We start from the raw sequence: 13,942 nt of genomic DNA, 5'->3' as shown, positions 1-13,942 counted from the left end.
GTGCGCCTACCTGAATGCCTTGTTCATCGCGGCGGCCGCCGCGTTCAACGCTGCCGACGGTTCCTTCGCGCCGGTGGCGATCTGCTGCACCGCGGTCGGCAGCAGGTTCTGGCTGTCGATCTTCGACCAGGCCGGGGTGCTCGGCACGAACTTCGTACCGGCCCTGAGCGATTCGACGAACGGAGCCAGGAAGGGATCGTTCGTGGCGAGCTTGCGCTGCACCCCGGACAGGGTCGGCAGGTTGCCCATCGCCGCGTACATCTTCTCCTGATACTTTGCGCTGCCGAGCAATTCGACGAAGTCGACGGCCAGGCCGCGCCGCATGCTCGCGCGGAACACGCCGAGTAGGTTGCCGCCCGCGAAAGCCGGTGCGACCGAACCGGTTTCGGTGCCGGGCAGCGGGATCACCGCGTACTTGTCCTTGGACGCACCCTGATCCATCGCCTTACGGCTGAAGTCGCCGCCGATCGTCATCGCCGCCTTGCCGCCGGCGAAGGCCTGCACGCTCTGGGTGCCGGTGAAGTCGGCGCACTGCGCGGGCGGGCAAATGTCGTCGTGGATCAGCTCCGCGTAGCGGGTGATCCCCGCCTTCGCCTTGTCCGAGTTGACCGTGGCGTTCCACATGGTGCCGTCGTTCTCGGCGAGCTCGCCGCCGTGCGCCCACAGGTACGGCAGCATCGCGTAGGTGTACTTGCCGCCGACCGAGATTCCGTACAGGTCGGGCTTTTTCGCGCGGATGCGGCGCGCGGTCTCGGTGACCTCGGCGAGCGTGGCCGGCGGGCGGAGGCCGAGTTCGGTGAACACGTCGGTGCGGTAGTACAGCGCGCGGATACCGGTGTACCAGGGCAACCCGTAGACCTTGCCGCCGGATTTCGCCGTTTCCAGCACCGACGGGTCGAGGTCTTTGCCCTCCGGCCAGGCCGCGAGATCGGCGCCGAGGTCGGCGAAGGCGCCGGTGACGGCGTAACCGGCGAGGTCGGTGTTGCCGAACTCGGCGAGGTCGGGGGCGCTGGCCGGATCGTTGAACGCGCCGGCGAACTTCTCCGCGCGTGCGGCGACCGGCACCCACTGCACGTCGACCTCGACGTTCGGCCTGGTCGCCTCGAACTCGGCGATCGCCTCGTTGATCACCGCTTCCTTCGGTGCGCGGTTCGCCTCGTCGAACAGCCAGACGCGGACGGTGCCGGTCTTCTCGTCGCCGCCCGTGCCGGCCGGACCGGATTGGACCGGCGCGCAGCCGGCGAGCAGGAACAGTGCGGCCCCGACTGTGAGTGCGCGTCGTACGGCCCCGCCTGGCCGGAATTCACGGTGCAGCATCAAGATTTTCGATCCATTCAATCGCACGTTGCATATAGTGCAACGTGTATTGCGTTGCGTGCCACAATGTTTAGCACCAAGCGGGGGTCACATTCAATAGGCAGATGTGATGCGCGTCGCAGCGGGCGTAGGCCGGGCATGGCGGGTCGGCGAAAGTTCTCGTCTGGTATGCGCGCTTGGGGTTATCGTCGGAACGGGGGAGACGTCGGTTCGGCCGTCCGCGCCGCGCACGAGTAGGAGGCCGGACGCTGCTGACCGTGATCGGTGCACCGTTCAACTCCGCTGGAGTCGCCGGCGGAGTGGGTAACGCGCCTGCGCGGTTGCGAGCGGCCGGGCTGGTCAACGTGTTACGCGGGCGGATTGCTGACGTGCGCGATGTCGGGGACGTCGATGTCGGGTCGCCGGTGGCTTCGCGTGACCCGGCGAGTGGGCTCATGGCGCAGCAGTCGCTCACTGCCGCAACGGTTTCCGTTTGCGCGGCGGTGGTCGCGAGTATCGCGGCGGGGGAGTTTCCGCTGGTGTTGGGTGGAGACTGCTCGGCGCTGCTCGGCGCCCTGCGTGGCGCGCAAGATGCGCTCGGTGATGTCGCGTTGGTTTTCGTGGATGGGCACGAGGATGCGTGGCCGCCGGATCGCAGTACCACCGGCGAAGCGGCCGATTGCGAACTCGGTCTGGCGCTGGCCGGTGCTGAGGGCTTGCCGACCGAGTTGGCTGACCGGTTGCCCGTTCTCGATCCGACGCGGGTTGTGGCCCTTGGGCCTCGGGACGCATCCGAGTTGCGGGCGGCCGGTGTCGAATCGCTCGGGTCGACCATCGCGTTGCTGACCGATCGCGAGTTGCGGGGGAAGGCCGCCGTTCCCACCGAGATCGCCGTCGGCCGGTTTCGCCGCCGCGGCTTCTCCTGGTGGTTGCATGTCGATCTGGATGTGCTGTCGACCGATGCGCTACCTGCTGTCGACTACCCGCAACCGGGTGGGCTGGATTGGCCGGATCTCGACGCGATCACCGCCGCTGCCCTCCAACCTGGTTGTGTCGGAATGACTTTGACGATCTACAACCCTGATCTCGATGCCGACGGCCGGTATGCCCGGCGGATCATCGACTATCTGGCGGATGCACTGGCCCCGAAGATGGCCTGATTCGCGGATTTCGGTAACGGATCGAGCACAGGCGGCGATCATTCGCATGTGCGCGTTTACTGCCGACCGATCCTTGGCGGGTTGGCAGCTCTGCTGCTCGTGATCATGGCGCTGTTCCTGATGCCCGAGAACGAACCGCCGATGCCGGCAACCGACCAGCAGGTGCGGACGTTGCCGTTCATCTCGACGCCGCCGACCTCGGCCGGGAACGAAATGCCCTCGCCCACAATCGATAAGCCCGCGCCCGGTCGCGAATAGTAGCTAGGCCGTCACCGGGTGGACGCGGTCCGCGCCGATCCGGTCGATGCGCGCGCGACCCCAGGACCCGAGCGGTTCGAGCGCCCGGTTGAGGGCGACACCCGAAGCGGTGAGCCGATATTCGACGCGCGGCGGCACCTCGCGATAGATCTCCCGGGACACGATCCCGTCCTCCTCCAGCTCCCGCAGCTGCTGAATCAGCATTTTCTCCGAGACGCCCGGCAGGCCGCGGCGCAGTTCACCGGTCCGGCGAACGCCGTGTGTGTCCAGCTCCCACAGGATCAGCGCCTTCCACTTGCCGCCGACCACGTCCATCGCCGCGTCGATGCCGCAGAAGTATGGTCCGGATCTCTTTTCGCCCATCGTCCGACCTCGCTACCTGTTCACACACCCATTGGTAAGTACCCGACCAAATAGTAGGTACTTGTCGGTGTCGCGGGCAACGAGCAACCTTGGTTTCAGCGCGCTGACCACTTTGTTCACCGACTTACCAAGGAGTTGACCCCGCAATGGCGGAAACCACGAACACCCCGGTGACGATCCTCGGGCTCGGCGCGATGGGCCAGGCGCTGGCCGCGAGGCTGCTGAAGGGCGGGCATCCGACGACGGTGTGGAACCGCACGCCCGGCAAGGACGCCGATCTTGTTGCCGCCGGTGCGGTCGGTACCGCGTCGGTCGCCGAGGCGGTGCAGGCCGGTGGGCCGATCATCGTTGTCCTGTTCGACCATGCGTCCGTGCACGCCACTCTCGATCCGGTGGTCGGCGAACTGTCCGGTCGACAGGTCATCAACCTGACCAGTACCGCGCCCGACGAGGCTCGCGAACTCGCCACGTGGGCGGCTGGGCATGGCATCGATTACCTCGACGGCGGCATCATGGCGGTTCCGCCGATGATCGGGCAGCCCGGCGCGTCCATCCTCTACAGCGGCTCGCGCACGGTTTACGCCGAGCACCGCGAAACCCTCGAATTGCTGGCGGCCGCAGAGTATTTCGGCGATGACGCCGGACTGGCCTCGACCTACGACTTCGCGTTGCTTGCCAATATGTACACCATGTTCGCCGGGTTCATGCACGGTGCGGCCATGATGCGCTCGGTCGGCGTTTCGGCCGGTGCCTTCGCTGAGCGTGCGACCGCGTGGGTGACCGCAATGGCCCAGATGCTCCCCGCATACGGACAGATCATCGATGGCGGCGATTACACCCGGCCCGTCCAATCCCTGGCGTTCCACAAGGCCGCTCTCGATGCGATCAACCGTGCCACCCGCGACGCCGGGGTCACCGTCGACTTCGTCGCTCCGATCAAGAACCTGATCGATCGCCAGGTTGCGGATGGTCACGGTGCCCAGGAGTTCGCTCGAACCGTCGAGGAACTGGTCTGAACTACCGCCGGCTCGCGCGGGTGCCGCACAACGGTTTCCGGCGCGAGCCGACGGGTCTCGGGGTTGTGATGTACCAATCGGTCTACTAGGGTCCGATTGGACCGATCGGTTCACCGGCGCAGAGTGACCAAAGGAGATTGCTCCATGTCCGACCACACCGTGGATCTGTCCTGGCGACGCCCCACCCTTATCGCGACCCTCATCGCCGCGTTCATCACCCAGAATTCGATCGCGCTGCCGTATGTGCGGCGCAATGGGCCGAAGTCGGCCCTGGATTTCTTCGTCGGCGACATCTACAAAACGGTGCCCGGCCGGTTCGCGATGGCCGACCTCGGCTTCGTGGTTCTCGGCTTCCACGCGTGGGCGTTCGCCGAAGCGCGGCGGCTGGGCATCGTGCGCTGGTGGGCTGTCTCGTTCGTGCTCACCTTCGCGGTCGGCATCGCCACCGCGATCCCGTTCTTCCTGCTGGTTCGCGACTTCACGGTCGACAAGGCGGACGGTCGAAGCTAATCGGTGAATCGGTACGTCGCGAGTATTCCTTTGTGGTCACTGCACCACCGCGACGGTGATTCGGCGAAATTGTCCGAGGTGGTTTCCGGTTGCCGGGTGCCGCGCACGATGGATGTGCGGGGGCCGACTATGCCGACGGTGGACAGCGTGAGGGCAGTTCCCCGGGCGAAGACGAAGTCGACGCGGTCGCGTTCGTCGGCTTCGGGGGCCCAGGCGAGTTCGGCGACGTCCACCTCGGCGTTGTCCGAGGGCCAGGTGAGTCCGGGGTGGGTGGCCGGATCGGGGTACATCGATCGGTAGGCGTCGATGAAGCCGGCTTCGTGCAGGAGCCGAGTGGACTCCCACGCCACCGTTACGCCGTTGTGGTCGAACATGTTTGCGGTGGCCGGTGTCCAATCCAGCATCGACGGTTCGTTCAGGTCGCCAGCCATGATGATCGAAGAAACCTGGGCAACTTCGGTTTTCGCGTCGGCGAGAAAGGCGCGGATGACCTCGGGGCGTCCCGAGGCCGCGTTGGCGCGCTGGATCACCGCGGGGTCGGTCACCGGGCCGCCCGGCATCTTCTCGAAGTTGTACTCGGCGAACTCATCTGGCGGCGGGACGCCGGGGCCGTAACCGCGGGGCAGGTTGGAGGCGTACCAGCGAAACTCCAGATGCGCCGAGTAGACGGTGAGGCGCCTTCCGTCGATGTTCAACCGCGCCTTGACCATCCAGCGCAGGTCGGCGCTGTCCTCGATCGGGAATACGGTCAGGATGCCCGTGTCGGGGGAGCTGACCGTGTTGAATTCGTGTCCGCGCCGGGCCAATTCGGCCGCGACGGCCATGGTTGCGTGGGTCGCCTCCGACAGCAGCACGATCGACGCACGGGTCGAGATGATGAGATCGGCGATCAGCTCGGTGCCGTGAGCGACCTTGCTGCCGCTGTGCCACGTATTGAAGGCGAGCACTCGAAGCTCCCGTGCCGCCGGTGATCCCACCTCGTCCTCGTTTCGCGTCATCGACCCATCATGGTCGCTGCGGTTGCCGACATCATCTCTGGAGTGCTCGAGTGTCGCGAATAGCTGCACGGTCGTGCGATGGCCGATCGCCGGTTCGGGCACGTCGGTCAGCTCTGGACAGCGGTCGACGCTGACGTTGTGGTGTTCTAGATTCTGCACGTGCGCCAGAGTGTGAAACACCCGAATTCGACAGTGCTCGTACTGGGTGCCGGCCCGGCGGGCCTCGTGCTGGCCAACATCTTGCAGGCCGCGGGGGTGGAGACGACAGTGCTCGAGCGTCGCAGTCGCGTCCAGGTGCAAAAACGGGCCAGGGCAGGGTTTCTCGCGCCGGACAGCGTCGACGTCCTGCGCGAGCACGGTCTCGCCGCCGGGCTCGATGCCCGCGGTCACACCCATGATCGCTGCGAATTCCGCAGTCCCGCAGGCTGTGTCGACCTGCGCTACGGCGAGCTCGGCAGCAGGCGGGTGCACACGGTGTACCCGCAGCAGGACCTGGTCACCGACCTGATCGAGGAGTACCTGCGCCGTGGCGGCACGCTGCGGTTCGACACCACAGTCGAGCGGATCGACGGCATCCACACCGACCGGCCCACCGTCACGGCCCGCGACGAAACCGGCCGTGAACTCCGGTTCACCGGTCGCTACCTGGCCGGATGTGACGGCGCACGCGGGGTGGCGCGGACCGCGGTGCCGGCCCGGGTCGCGTCCCGCGAACACGGCATCACCTGGCTCGCACTGCTGGCCCAGGCGCCGCCCACCGGCGATTCGATCATCTACGGCGTGCACGCGGCGGGGTTCGCCGGGCATATGCCGCGTACCGCCGAGGTGACCCGCTATTACCTGCAATGCGATCCGGCCACCGACCCCGAGCAATGGAGCGAGCAGCGGATCTGGGCCGAACTGGTGCGCCGGCTGGCCGCACCCGGCGCCCCGGCACTGGTCACCGGGCCGATCATCGAACGTCGGTTGGTGCGGCTGCGCTCGCAAATTCTGGACACGCTCCAATCCGGCCGGTTGTTCCTGGTCGGGGATGCCGCCACCTCGATCAGCCCGTCCGCGGCCAAGGGCGCCAACCTCGCCATCGTCGGCGCGCAACTGCTCGCCGAGGGGCTCATCGACGCCGTGCGAAACGCTGATGAGACTGCACTGCAACGGTATTCGGCGCAGCACCGGCCGCGCATCCAGCGCGCCCAGGAATTCTCGCACTGGATGATCGACCTGCTTCATCCACCCGCCGGCGGCCCCTCCGAACGCGCCCACCGGCTCGAACTGCAACAGGCGCGGCTACGCGATCTGGCTATCTCACGGGCCCATCAAGATGCTTTCGCCGATGGCTACGTCGGCCTTTGAATTCCCCTCGGGTTCTCCTTACTGCGCCGCCACGACCACCGTGCTCGTTCAGCCTCGGCCGTGGCGGCGTTCATACGCTGCACGTTCAGCGGCCGACCGCGCGCGATCACGGGCGTCGGCCAGCGTCGAATCGAGTCCGTGCGCGGTCAGGCGATGGCGTCGATAGACGTGCATCAGGGCCGCGGTGAAGTAGATCAGCGGCAGATACAGCAGGGCCATCATCGCGGGTCCGATCCACGACGGCCCGGGGATGAGCAGGAACAGGCACAACGGTGCGAGCACCGGTAGCAGAATCCGCAGCAGGTACCGGCGAGCCGCTCCGGGGCCGGTCAGGTCGTCGATCACCCACTGCGCCATGGACGGCGGTAACGTCCCGCCGCAGATGTAGCGAATTCGTTGTGCCGGAGTCGGTTTCGTTCGATCGCTCATTCGGGTGCCCGTCCGGCGGTGCTCGGCAGGTACCCCCGCGCGTAGGCGATGGCCGCTGGCGTGTGTTCGAAGATTCGCTCATCACCGCCGGTCGGCAATGCGCCGATCGCGGCCAGTCGACGGTGATGGTGCTCGCGCAGGCCGGACATCAGCACCGTGATGTGCCGGTGTTCGAGTTTGCCGATGGCGTCCGCGAGCACCAGCGCGCCGGTGGTGTCCAACGCGGTGATGCGGGACATGCGCAGGATCACCACGTGCACGTCCGATACCTCGGCGAGCTCCAGCAGGAACCGGTGTGCGGCGGCGAAGAACAACGGCCCTTCGATGCGGTAGGCGACGATGTGGTCGTGCAGTAGTTCATGTTCTTCGACCAGATGATCGGAGTCATCGACCGGGAGCTCGAGCGGAACTTGCCGCAGCCGAGCCTCTTTCGCCACTGAACGGAGCGCGAGTACCACAGCGAATCCGACGCCGACGGCCACCGCGGTCACCAGATCGAGCGCGACGGTCACACCGAACGTGACGGCCATGATGGCGGCGTCGCCTCTCGATGCCCGCGCGATCGCGGCCAGTGAAGCCGTCTCGACCATGCGTGCCGTAGTCGCCAGCAGGACGCCCGCCAACGCCGCCAGGGGAATGTCGGCGACCAGTGGCGCGGCCAGACAGACAATGGCCGCCAGCACCACCGCGTGGGTGAGGGCCGCGAGCCGGGACCGCGCACCGGAGCGCACATTGACCGCGGTGCGGGCGATCGCGCCGGTGGCGGGTACGCCGCCGAACAGGGGAGCGGCGATATTGGCCAGGCCTTGCCCGAGCAGTTCCCGGTCGGGATCGTGACGGGTGCCGACGGCCATCGCGTCGGCGGCCGTCGCCGACAGCAGCGATTCCAAGGCGGCCAGCGCGGCCACCGCCAGCGCCGGCGCGATCAACGAACTCAACTGCTCGAGGTGCACGAATCCCAATGTGGGAACCTGCAATCCGGAGGGGATGGCACCGATCGGGATGAGGTCCAGATGGAACAGCCGCGCGGCCACGGTCGCCCCGGCCACCGCGATCAGCGCGAACGGCAACTTCGGCAGTAATCGGCCACCGGCCAGGACGATCGCGGCAACCACCGCCGCGGTGACCAGCGGCACCGGGTTGGCCGCCGAAATGTATTGGCGCACCGCATCGAAGGCCGACTGCCACACTTTCTCCCCGTCGGCGTGCGCGATGCCGAGGGCGGACGGAAACTGTTGCAGTGCAATAACAACCGCGATACCCGCAGTGAACCCCTCGATCACCGGCGCGGGCATGAAGCGCACCGCACGCCCGACCCTGGCGACCGCGAGTGCCACCAGCACGAGGCCGGCCAGCAGCCCCACCGCCAGCACAGCGCTCGCGCCGTGCTGATGAAAGATCGGGACGAGCACGACGGTCATTGCGCCTGTCGGCCCCGAGACCTGGAAGCGTGAGCCGCCGAAGACCGCGGCCACCGCGCCCGCGACGACGGCGGTGGCCAAGCCGGCCGCCGCGCCGAGGCCGGAGGAGATGCCGAAACCCAACGCCAACGGCAGCGCCACCAAGGCGACCATCAAGCCCGACAGCAGGTCCGCGCCAGGGGCGCGGACCCCGTGCGCCCAGTCCGACCAGCTTGGCAGCAGCGCGCGCACAATCAGCCTGCCACTGCGAGCCGGGTCTTGAGCGCCGCGAGTTGTTCCCGGAGCGTCTCGGGCAAGCGGTTGCCGCCGATCGTGGCGTACCACTCGTCGATCGCGGCGGTCTCGGCCACCCATTCCGCGTTGTTCACGGCCAACGCGTCGGCAACCAACTCGCGGTATCCGCCGGACAGGCCGGACCGATCCAGGGCATCGACGGTCGGCACGTACCCGATCGGCGTCTCGACCGCGTCGGCGCTGCCGTCCAGACGTTCCAGCGCCCACTTCAGCACGCGCACGTTGTCGCCGAAACCGGGCCACAGGAATTTTCCGTCGGCACTGCGGCGGAACCAGTTGACCTGGAAGATCTTCGGCAGCTTCGCCGGATCGGCGGCCGCGCCGAGCTCGAGCCAGTGCGCGAAATAGTCGCCGACGTGGTAGCCCAGGAACGGCAGCATCGCCATCGGGTCGCGACGCACCACCCCGACCCTCCCCGCCGCGGCGGCGGTGGTTTCCGACGACAACACCGACGCGGTGAACACCCCGTGTTCCCAGCCGAACGACTCGGCCACCAACGGGATGGTCGTGGCCCGGCGACCGCCGAAGAAGATCGCGGAGATCGGCACCCCGGTCGGGTCGTTCCATTCCGGGGCGACCGACGGGCACTGCTCGATCGGCGTGCAGTATCGCGAGTTCGGATGCGCCGCAGGCATTTCCGACTTCGGCGTCCAGTCCTTACCGTGCCAATCGATCAGATGATCCGGCTTCTCCTCGGTCAGGCCCTCCCACCACACGTCGCCGTCGTCGGTCAGCGCGGTGTTGGTGAAGATCGAATTGCCGAGCTCGATCGCGGCGATCGCGTTCGGATTGGTCTCGGCGCCCGTGCCTGGCGCGACTCCGAAGAACCCGGCCTCCGGGTTCACCGCGTACAGGCGACCGTCCGCGCCGAAGCGCAGCCAAGCGATGTCGTCGCCGATCGTCTCGGCCTTCCAGCCCGGCAATGCCGGTTCGAGCATGGCCAGATTGGTTTTGCCGCAGGAGGATGGGAAGGCTGCCGCGATGTAGTGCGTCTTGCCTTGCGGGGAGGTCAATTTCAGGATCAGCATGTGCTCGGCGAGCCAGCCTTCGTCGCGACCGAGAACCGAGGCGATCCGCAGGGCGAAGCACTTCTTGCCCAGCAGCGCGTTGCCGCCGTAGCCGGAGCCGTAGCTCCAGATGGTGCGGGTGTCCGGAAAATGCGCGATGTACTTGGTCTTGTCGCACGGCCAAGCCACGTCGAGCTGTCCCTCGCCCAGCGGGGCGCCGACCGAATGCAGGCACTTCACGAATTCGCTGCCTTCGGCGAGCTGCTTCCACACCGGGGTGCCGGACCGGGTCATGATCTGCATCGAAACCGCGACGTAGGCCGAATCGGTAATCTGCACACCGTATTTCGGGTCCTCCGCATCCAGCGGCCCCATGCAGTACGCGATCACGAACATGGTGCGACCGACCATGGCCCCGCGGTAGTGCTCGGTCATCACCGTGCGCATATCGACCGGATCGACCCAGTTGTTCGTCGGCCCGGCATCGTTGCGATCCTCGGCGCAGATGAACGTGCGGTCCTCCACCCGGGCCACATCGTCGGGGTCCGACACGCACCAGAACGAGTTCGGCTTGCCGGCCAGCCGCACCAAAGCGCCCTTGTGCACCAACGCGGTAGTCAATCGGTCCCACTCCGCCCGGGAACCGTCGCAGAACACTATCCGATCCGGTGCCGTCAACTCGGCGACCTCGGCCACCCAGGCCAGCACGCCCTCGTGGTCAGTCGGCGCCGAGGGAGTCCGGATGGCGATGGATTGGTCGGTCACGTCGATTCTCCTTCGTGAACTACTAGATATCTACTTTAGAAAATCTGCATATAGATGACAGTCTTACACCCTGACTGAGCGGTTGGACTCAGGCGGGTTGTTCCAGCGCTTCCACCTGCCCGGCGACGACGCCGGTGAGAATGGCTCGCGCGGTAGCCAGCAACTGGGCCACCTCCGGCGAGGTGAGCTCATAGGTCACCGACAAGCCCTCGCGGCGGGCGCGCACCAGGCCGGCCCGGCGCAGGATCGCCAGCTGCTGCGACAAGTTCGCCGACTCCACGCCGATTTCGCCGAGCATCTCCGACACGGCGTACTCGCGCTCGCTCAACAGTTCCAGCACCCGTATCCGTACGGGGTGGCCGAGCGTCTTGAAGAAATCGGCCTTCATCTGGTACAGCGGCCTACTCAAACCTGGCACTGCTATACCTTTCGTCGGCACGGGATCGGTCCTCTGATTGCGTAGTTTAGCAAGTAGCGCAAACGACCCTAGCCGGACATGCTGTTCGGCCATCGCCTGCCTGGGAGCAGGGGAAGGCCGAGGTCAGGTCTCTGCGTCGGAACATCCTGCGGCAGTGAGTAGTTCGGTCGAGTCATCGGTCATCGCGGGCTTGATCAGCGCGGCTGTCGGGCCGGGTTCAAGTCTCGTTTCGTGGTTGGCGACCAAGATTCATTCGGCGCCGGTCGCCGTGACGCTCTGGTTGATGTGATTCCAGCAGGCGCGGAAGGTATTCCGCGCTCTGATACGTCACGAGAACGAGGCCGATGGTCTTGTCGGCGCGGCGAGACATGCGCGCGAGTGTATGCAGGTGGGCCGCGGGCGTCTTCGGTGGACCGAACCTCCGCAAAACGCGTGGTCAACCCGCGATTTGGTCCACGCCGCGAGATCCTATAATCTTGCTGAGCACCACCGGTCCGGGTGGCGGAATGGCAGACGCGCTAGCTTGAGGTGCTAGTGCCCTTTAACGGGCGTGGGGGTTCAAGTCCCCCTCCGGACACAGTTTGAGCCGAAATCCCTTGCAACGCAAGGGATTTCGGCTTTTCTTGTATCGGTAGGCGATTTGAACCCCCACGAGGCGGACGGTCACCACCAAGTGATGTGGTCTGAGGGCCCAATGTGAATAAATGGGCTCAGGGGGCGCGAGTGTGCCGTCGATCTCAACTGGCATCCAACTCGAAGGACTGAAGCAGTGGCCGACAAACCTATCGAGGAACAGGCCGATGGACTCGACGATCTCGATGAACCCGGCATCGAGGGGCTCGCACCCAAGTCGGCGAAAGACTTCGTCTGAGACTCCAAGCTCGCTCGGCGTCGGTGTGAGGACCAGGTCGGGGCGCTCTTTGGCATTTCAGCTCGGGTCATAGCCGCCATAACGTCGGGGGATGGGCGCGGCGGCGGCGAGTTCGGTTGCTGCCTGTTGTAGTGACACTGCCGCCGGGTGCTCGGCGCCGAGTAGGGCGACTGTTTCCTCGTAGATCGGTTGGATCTTGTCTCGCAGTTCCCGAGACGTGGTCACGTCGATGGGGTCTGGCATCGGGGGTCCTTTCATCGGCTCGGGCATTGGCTGGTCGGTACGTCACGGGTCATCGAGTGGTCGCTGAACGCGAACGGGTGGCCTTGCAGGCGGCCGGTTACGCTCATACTGACACGCCAGGTTCCTGCGTAACAGGCTGCGCGCACCTCGTAGGACCTGGAATTCGGCGGACCCGGCGGGATCGCCGAATCGGTGATGTAGGTGGCAGTCTCCCATCCACCGCCCTGCTGGTATTCCAGCGCCAGAGTCAGGATGTGCTCGTCGGGTGGCGCGTCGCACTGAGCGACGCCGTTACCCGTGATCATCGGCGGATAGACCGATGGCCGACTGTAGGTGAATTCAAACCCGCAAGACTTGGCGGAGACGAACTCGAGGTATGCAGTAGACATGGCCTCGGCCGGTATGTTGGCGTGTAGGGCGAAGCCGAGTAGTCCAGCGAAAATGATTGCGTTACAACGAGATAGCATGGTGGTTCCCCCACCTCTCTTCTGTCTGAGCGCCTTTCGCGCGCCCAGTACCCTGTTTGGGCCTCGACAGGCCCGGCTCCGGGCCGCGCCTCGTGGATCGGAGTGGTCGTGCTCATCTGCTGCGCGCACTTTGCTTGCCACTTGGTGCTCACTGCCTCATCGGCGACATGCAGCAACGGATTGCGTTCACTACCTCAGTGCCTGCCGGCCGGTATCCGTCGCTAGGCTCGTGCGCCCACTCGCGGTATCCCAGCATCGAATCGAATTGTGGTGAAGGCAACGCGACCTCACCGCCGATGGGAACGACAGATACGTTGTGGCGGAACAACTCTGCGAACAGTGCGATGTCTCGCGCCGAGCTGCGCGGGCATCGTGACCGCGCCGACGCTCCCGACCGTGAATTCGATCCGTGCGAACTCGGGCCGCACGCGGGCAGGCAAACCGCACGTGACTATGGAGAATTTGCGCCGCGACTCCAGAACAGCAGCACGCCGGTCAGGCAGAAGCTCGGTGTTCGCCATGTCGGATCACTCCGTCCCGGCCGCTTGTTGTCGTTCGTCGGAATCCCGCTCGATCATGCGAGCTTTCAGCTCGGCGACGCCGTCCGCGCGAGGCAGCCCCGCGACCTTCTCCTGAACTTCGCTGGTGATCCAGCCGCCCTTTTCCATTTCCGCGAGAAGTCCGGCGAACTCCTCAACCGTGGGCAGGTTCGCCTCGTAGTACAGGATCTTGCCGGTTACCCCGTCCGCCGGCCTCGGCGGCGGTGGCCCACCGGCCGAGAACTCGGCGGCCTCCTCGGGTGTGCCGTGTTGCTCGAGGAAGTACCGCCGTACGTAGTAGTGCTGCTGCGGTGTCACCCCCAGCGGTGAACGCAGTTCGTCGTCCGAACCCATCGCTTGCGCCTCCTGCTCGCTCGTCGGTTGGAAAGCACCCGGCGCCGAGGAGGCGTGCACACCGACCGGCGGCTCACAATGCAAGTCGGCCATGTGCCAAAGGGGGAATTCCCTCTACCCGGCGTCGGGGCCGGTACAACCATCGCGCCTGTTTGCGCACGTCGGAAGGGGTTTTCGGTCTAC

Annotated in this window: 15 protein-coding genes and 1 tRNA gene; 6 read left to right on the top strand and 10 right to left on the bottom strand. The window is 66.1% G+C overall.

All coding sequences use genetic code 11. The features are described 5' to 3' along the window. Nucleotides 1-6 precede the first annotated feature (6 nt). Nucleotides 7-1,317 (bottom strand): extracellular solute-binding protein, encoded by a 1,311-nt coding sequence (locus tag AB0M22_RS23180; RefSeq protein ID WP_364730414.1) that lies wholly within the window; start codon nucleotides 1,315-1,317, stop codon nucleotides 7-9. A gap of 257 nt (nucleotides 1,318-1,574) precedes the next feature. Between AB0M22_RS23180 and AB0M22_RS23175 the strand changes: the two genes are divergently transcribed. Both AB0M22_RS23175 and AB0M22_RS23170 read left to right on the top strand, forming a co-directional pair. Then, on the top strand, nucleotides 1,575-2,456 hold the full coding sequence (locus AB0M22_RS23175; RefSeq protein ID WP_364730411.1) for an arginase family protein: 882 nt from the start codon (nucleotides 1,575-1,577) through the stop codon (nucleotides 2,454-2,456). Nucleotides 2,457-2,537: 81 nt separating this feature from the next. Continuing rightward, nucleotides 2,538-2,714 (top strand): hypothetical protein, encoded by a 177-nt coding sequence (locus AB0M22_RS23170; protein ID WP_364730409.1) that lies wholly within the window; start codon nucleotides 2,538-2,540, stop codon nucleotides 2,712-2,714. Nucleotides 2,715-2,717: 3 nt separating this feature from the next. Here the strand turns inward: AB0M22_RS23170 and AB0M22_RS23165 are convergent, their stop codons facing one another. Beyond that, on the bottom strand, nucleotides 2,718-3,077 hold the full coding sequence (locus AB0M22_RS23165) for a helix-turn-helix domain-containing protein (RefSeq protein WP_364730406.1): 360 nt from the start codon (nucleotides 3,075-3,077) through the stop codon (nucleotides 2,718-2,720). Nucleotides 3,078-3,223: 146 nt separating this feature from the next. Between AB0M22_RS23165 and AB0M22_RS23160 the strand changes: the two genes are divergently transcribed. Both AB0M22_RS23160 and AB0M22_RS23155 read left to right on the top strand, forming a co-directional pair. Beyond that, nucleotides 3,224-4,093, top strand: coding sequence for an NAD(P)-binding domain-containing protein (locus AB0M22_RS23160; protein ID WP_364730403.1), 870 nt, complete (start codon nucleotides 3,224-3,226; stop codon nucleotides 4,091-4,093). Between the two features lie 144 nt (nucleotides 4,094-4,237). Next, nucleotides 4,238-4,603 (top strand): DUF2834 domain-containing protein, encoded by a 366-nt coding sequence (locus AB0M22_RS23155; protein WP_364730401.1) that lies wholly within the window; start codon nucleotides 4,238-4,240, stop codon nucleotides 4,601-4,603. On the opposite strand, the gene AB0M22_RS23150 is transcribed toward AB0M22_RS23155, so the two are convergent. Continuing rightward, a complete protein-coding gene (locus AB0M22_RS23150; RefSeq protein WP_364730398.1) occupies nucleotides 4,600-5,601 on the bottom strand; it encodes an endonuclease/exonuclease/phosphatase family protein in 1,002 nt (333 codons plus the stop codon). The genes AB0M22_RS23155 and AB0M22_RS23150 overlap by 4 nt on opposite strands. A 159-nt stretch (nucleotides 5,602-5,760) precedes the next feature. Between AB0M22_RS23150 and AB0M22_RS23145 the strand changes: the two genes are divergently transcribed. Beyond that, complete coding sequence (locus AB0M22_RS23145) at nucleotides 5,761-6,951, top strand: 4-hydroxybenzoate 3-monooxygenase (protein ID WP_364730395.1); 1,191 nt, start codon at nucleotides 5,761-5,763, stop codon at nucleotides 6,949-6,951. A 48-nt stretch (nucleotides 6,952-6,999) separates the two neighbouring features. On the opposite strand, the gene AB0M22_RS23140 is transcribed toward AB0M22_RS23145, so the two are convergent. From AB0M22_RS23140 to AB0M22_RS23125, 4 genes are all read right to left on the bottom strand, one after another. Then, nucleotides 7,000-7,380 (bottom strand): DUF5313 family protein, encoded by a 381-nt coding sequence (locus AB0M22_RS23140; RefSeq protein WP_364730392.1) that lies wholly within the window; start codon nucleotides 7,378-7,380, stop codon nucleotides 7,000-7,002. Then, nucleotides 7,377-9,032: a SulP family inorganic anion transporter gene (locus AB0M22_RS23135; RefSeq protein WP_364730389.1), complete on the bottom strand. Its 1,656-nt coding sequence runs from the start codon at nucleotides 9,030-9,032 to the stop codon at nucleotides 7,377-7,379. The genes AB0M22_RS23140 and AB0M22_RS23135 overlap by 4 nt, the downstream gene beginning before the upstream one ends. Before the next feature lie 2 nt (nucleotides 9,033-9,034). Beyond that, on the bottom strand, nucleotides 9,035-10,867 hold the full coding sequence (locus AB0M22_RS23130) for a phosphoenolpyruvate carboxykinase (GTP) (protein WP_364730387.1): 1,833 nt from the start codon (nucleotides 10,865-10,867) through the stop codon (nucleotides 9,035-9,037). Between the two features lie 88 nt (nucleotides 10,868-10,955). Further along, the gene (locus AB0M22_RS23125) at nucleotides 10,956-11,255 is read right to left on the bottom strand and encodes a metalloregulator ArsR/SmtB family transcription factor (RefSeq protein ID WP_364731926.1); all 300 of its coding nucleotides are present in this window, start codon (nucleotides 11,253-11,255) and stop codon (nucleotides 10,956-10,958) included. 522 nt (nucleotides 11,256-11,777) lie between these two features. On the opposite strand from AB0M22_RS23125, the gene AB0M22_RS23120 reads away from it, so the two are divergent. Beyond that, nucleotides 11,778-11,862, top strand: a tRNA-Leu gene (locus tag AB0M22_RS23120). Between the two features lie 351 nt (nucleotides 11,863-12,213). Here AB0M22_RS23120 and AB0M22_RS23115 read toward each other — a convergent pair. The 3 genes from AB0M22_RS23115 to AB0M22_RS23105 all read right to left on the bottom strand — a co-directional run bounded on the left by AB0M22_RS23115 (nucleotide 12,214) and on the right by AB0M22_RS23105 (nucleotide 13,852). Beyond that, on the bottom strand, nucleotides 12,214-12,399 hold the full coding sequence (locus tag AB0M22_RS23115; RefSeq protein WP_364730385.1) for a hypothetical protein: 186 nt from the start codon (nucleotides 12,397-12,399) through the stop codon (nucleotides 12,214-12,216). 11 nt (nucleotides 12,400-12,410) lie between these two features. Next, nucleotides 12,411-12,704, bottom strand: coding sequence for a hypothetical protein (locus tag AB0M22_RS23110; protein ID WP_364730383.1), 294 nt, complete (start codon nucleotides 12,702-12,704; stop codon nucleotides 12,411-12,413). Between the two features lie 689 nt (nucleotides 12,705-13,393). Then, nucleotides 13,394-13,852, bottom strand: coding sequence for a hypothetical protein (locus AB0M22_RS23105; RefSeq protein ID WP_364730380.1), 459 nt, complete (start codon nucleotides 13,850-13,852; stop codon nucleotides 13,394-13,396). Between the last annotated feature and the right edge of the window lie 90 nt (nucleotides 13,853-13,942).

The organism is Nocardia sp. NPDC051756, assembly GCF_040681495.1.
Taxonomy (GTDB): domain Bacteria; phylum Actinomycetota; class Actinomycetes; order Mycobacteriales; family Mycobacteriaceae; genus Nocardia.
The sequence above is the reverse complement of the archived record's forward strand: the minus strand, read 5'-3'. Positions and strand labels throughout refer to the sequence as shown.

What these genes read in the sequence shown, in the direction of transcription:
- AB0M22_RS23180 (WP_364730414.1), bottom strand. Translation starts at nt 1,317, where the DNA reads ATGCTGCACCGTGAATTCCGGCCAGGCGGGGCCGTACGACGCGCACTC.
- AB0M22_RS23165 (WP_364730406.1), bottom strand. Translation starts at nt 3,077, where the DNA reads ATGGGCGAAAAGAGATCCGGACCATACTTCTGCGGCATCGACGCGGCG.
- AB0M22_RS23160 (WP_364730403.1), top strand. Translation starts at nt 3,224, where the DNA reads ATGGCGGAAACCACGAACACCCCGGTGACGATCCTCGGGCTCGGCGCG.
- AB0M22_RS23155 (WP_364730401.1), top strand. Translation starts at nt 4,238, where the DNA reads ATGTCCGACCACACCGTGGATCTGTCCTGGCGACGCCCCACCCTTATC.
- AB0M22_RS23150 (WP_364730398.1), bottom strand. Translation starts at nt 5,601, where the DNA reads ATGACGCGAAACGAGGACGAGGTGGGATCACCGGCGGCACGGGAGCTT.
- AB0M22_RS23140 (WP_364730392.1), bottom strand. Translation starts at nt 7,380, where the DNA reads ATGAGCGATCGAACGAAACCGACTCCGGCACAACGAATTCGCTACATC.
- AB0M22_RS23125 (WP_364731926.1), bottom strand. Translation starts at nt 11,255, where the DNA reads ATGAAGGCCGATTTCTTCAAGACGCTCGGCCACCCCGTACGGATACGG.
- AB0M22_RS23115 (WP_364730385.1), bottom strand. Translation starts at nt 12,399, where the DNA reads ATGCCAGACCCCATCGACGTGACCACGTCTCGGGAACTGCGAGACAAG.
- AB0M22_RS23110 (WP_364730383.1), bottom strand. Translation starts at nt 12,704, where the DNA reads ATGATCACGGGTAACGGCGTCGCTCAGTGCGACGCGCCACCCGACGAG.
- AB0M22_RS23105 (WP_364730380.1), bottom strand. Translation starts at nt 13,852, where the DNA reads ATGGCCGACTTGCATTGTGAGCCGCCGGTCGGTGTGCACGCCTCCTCG.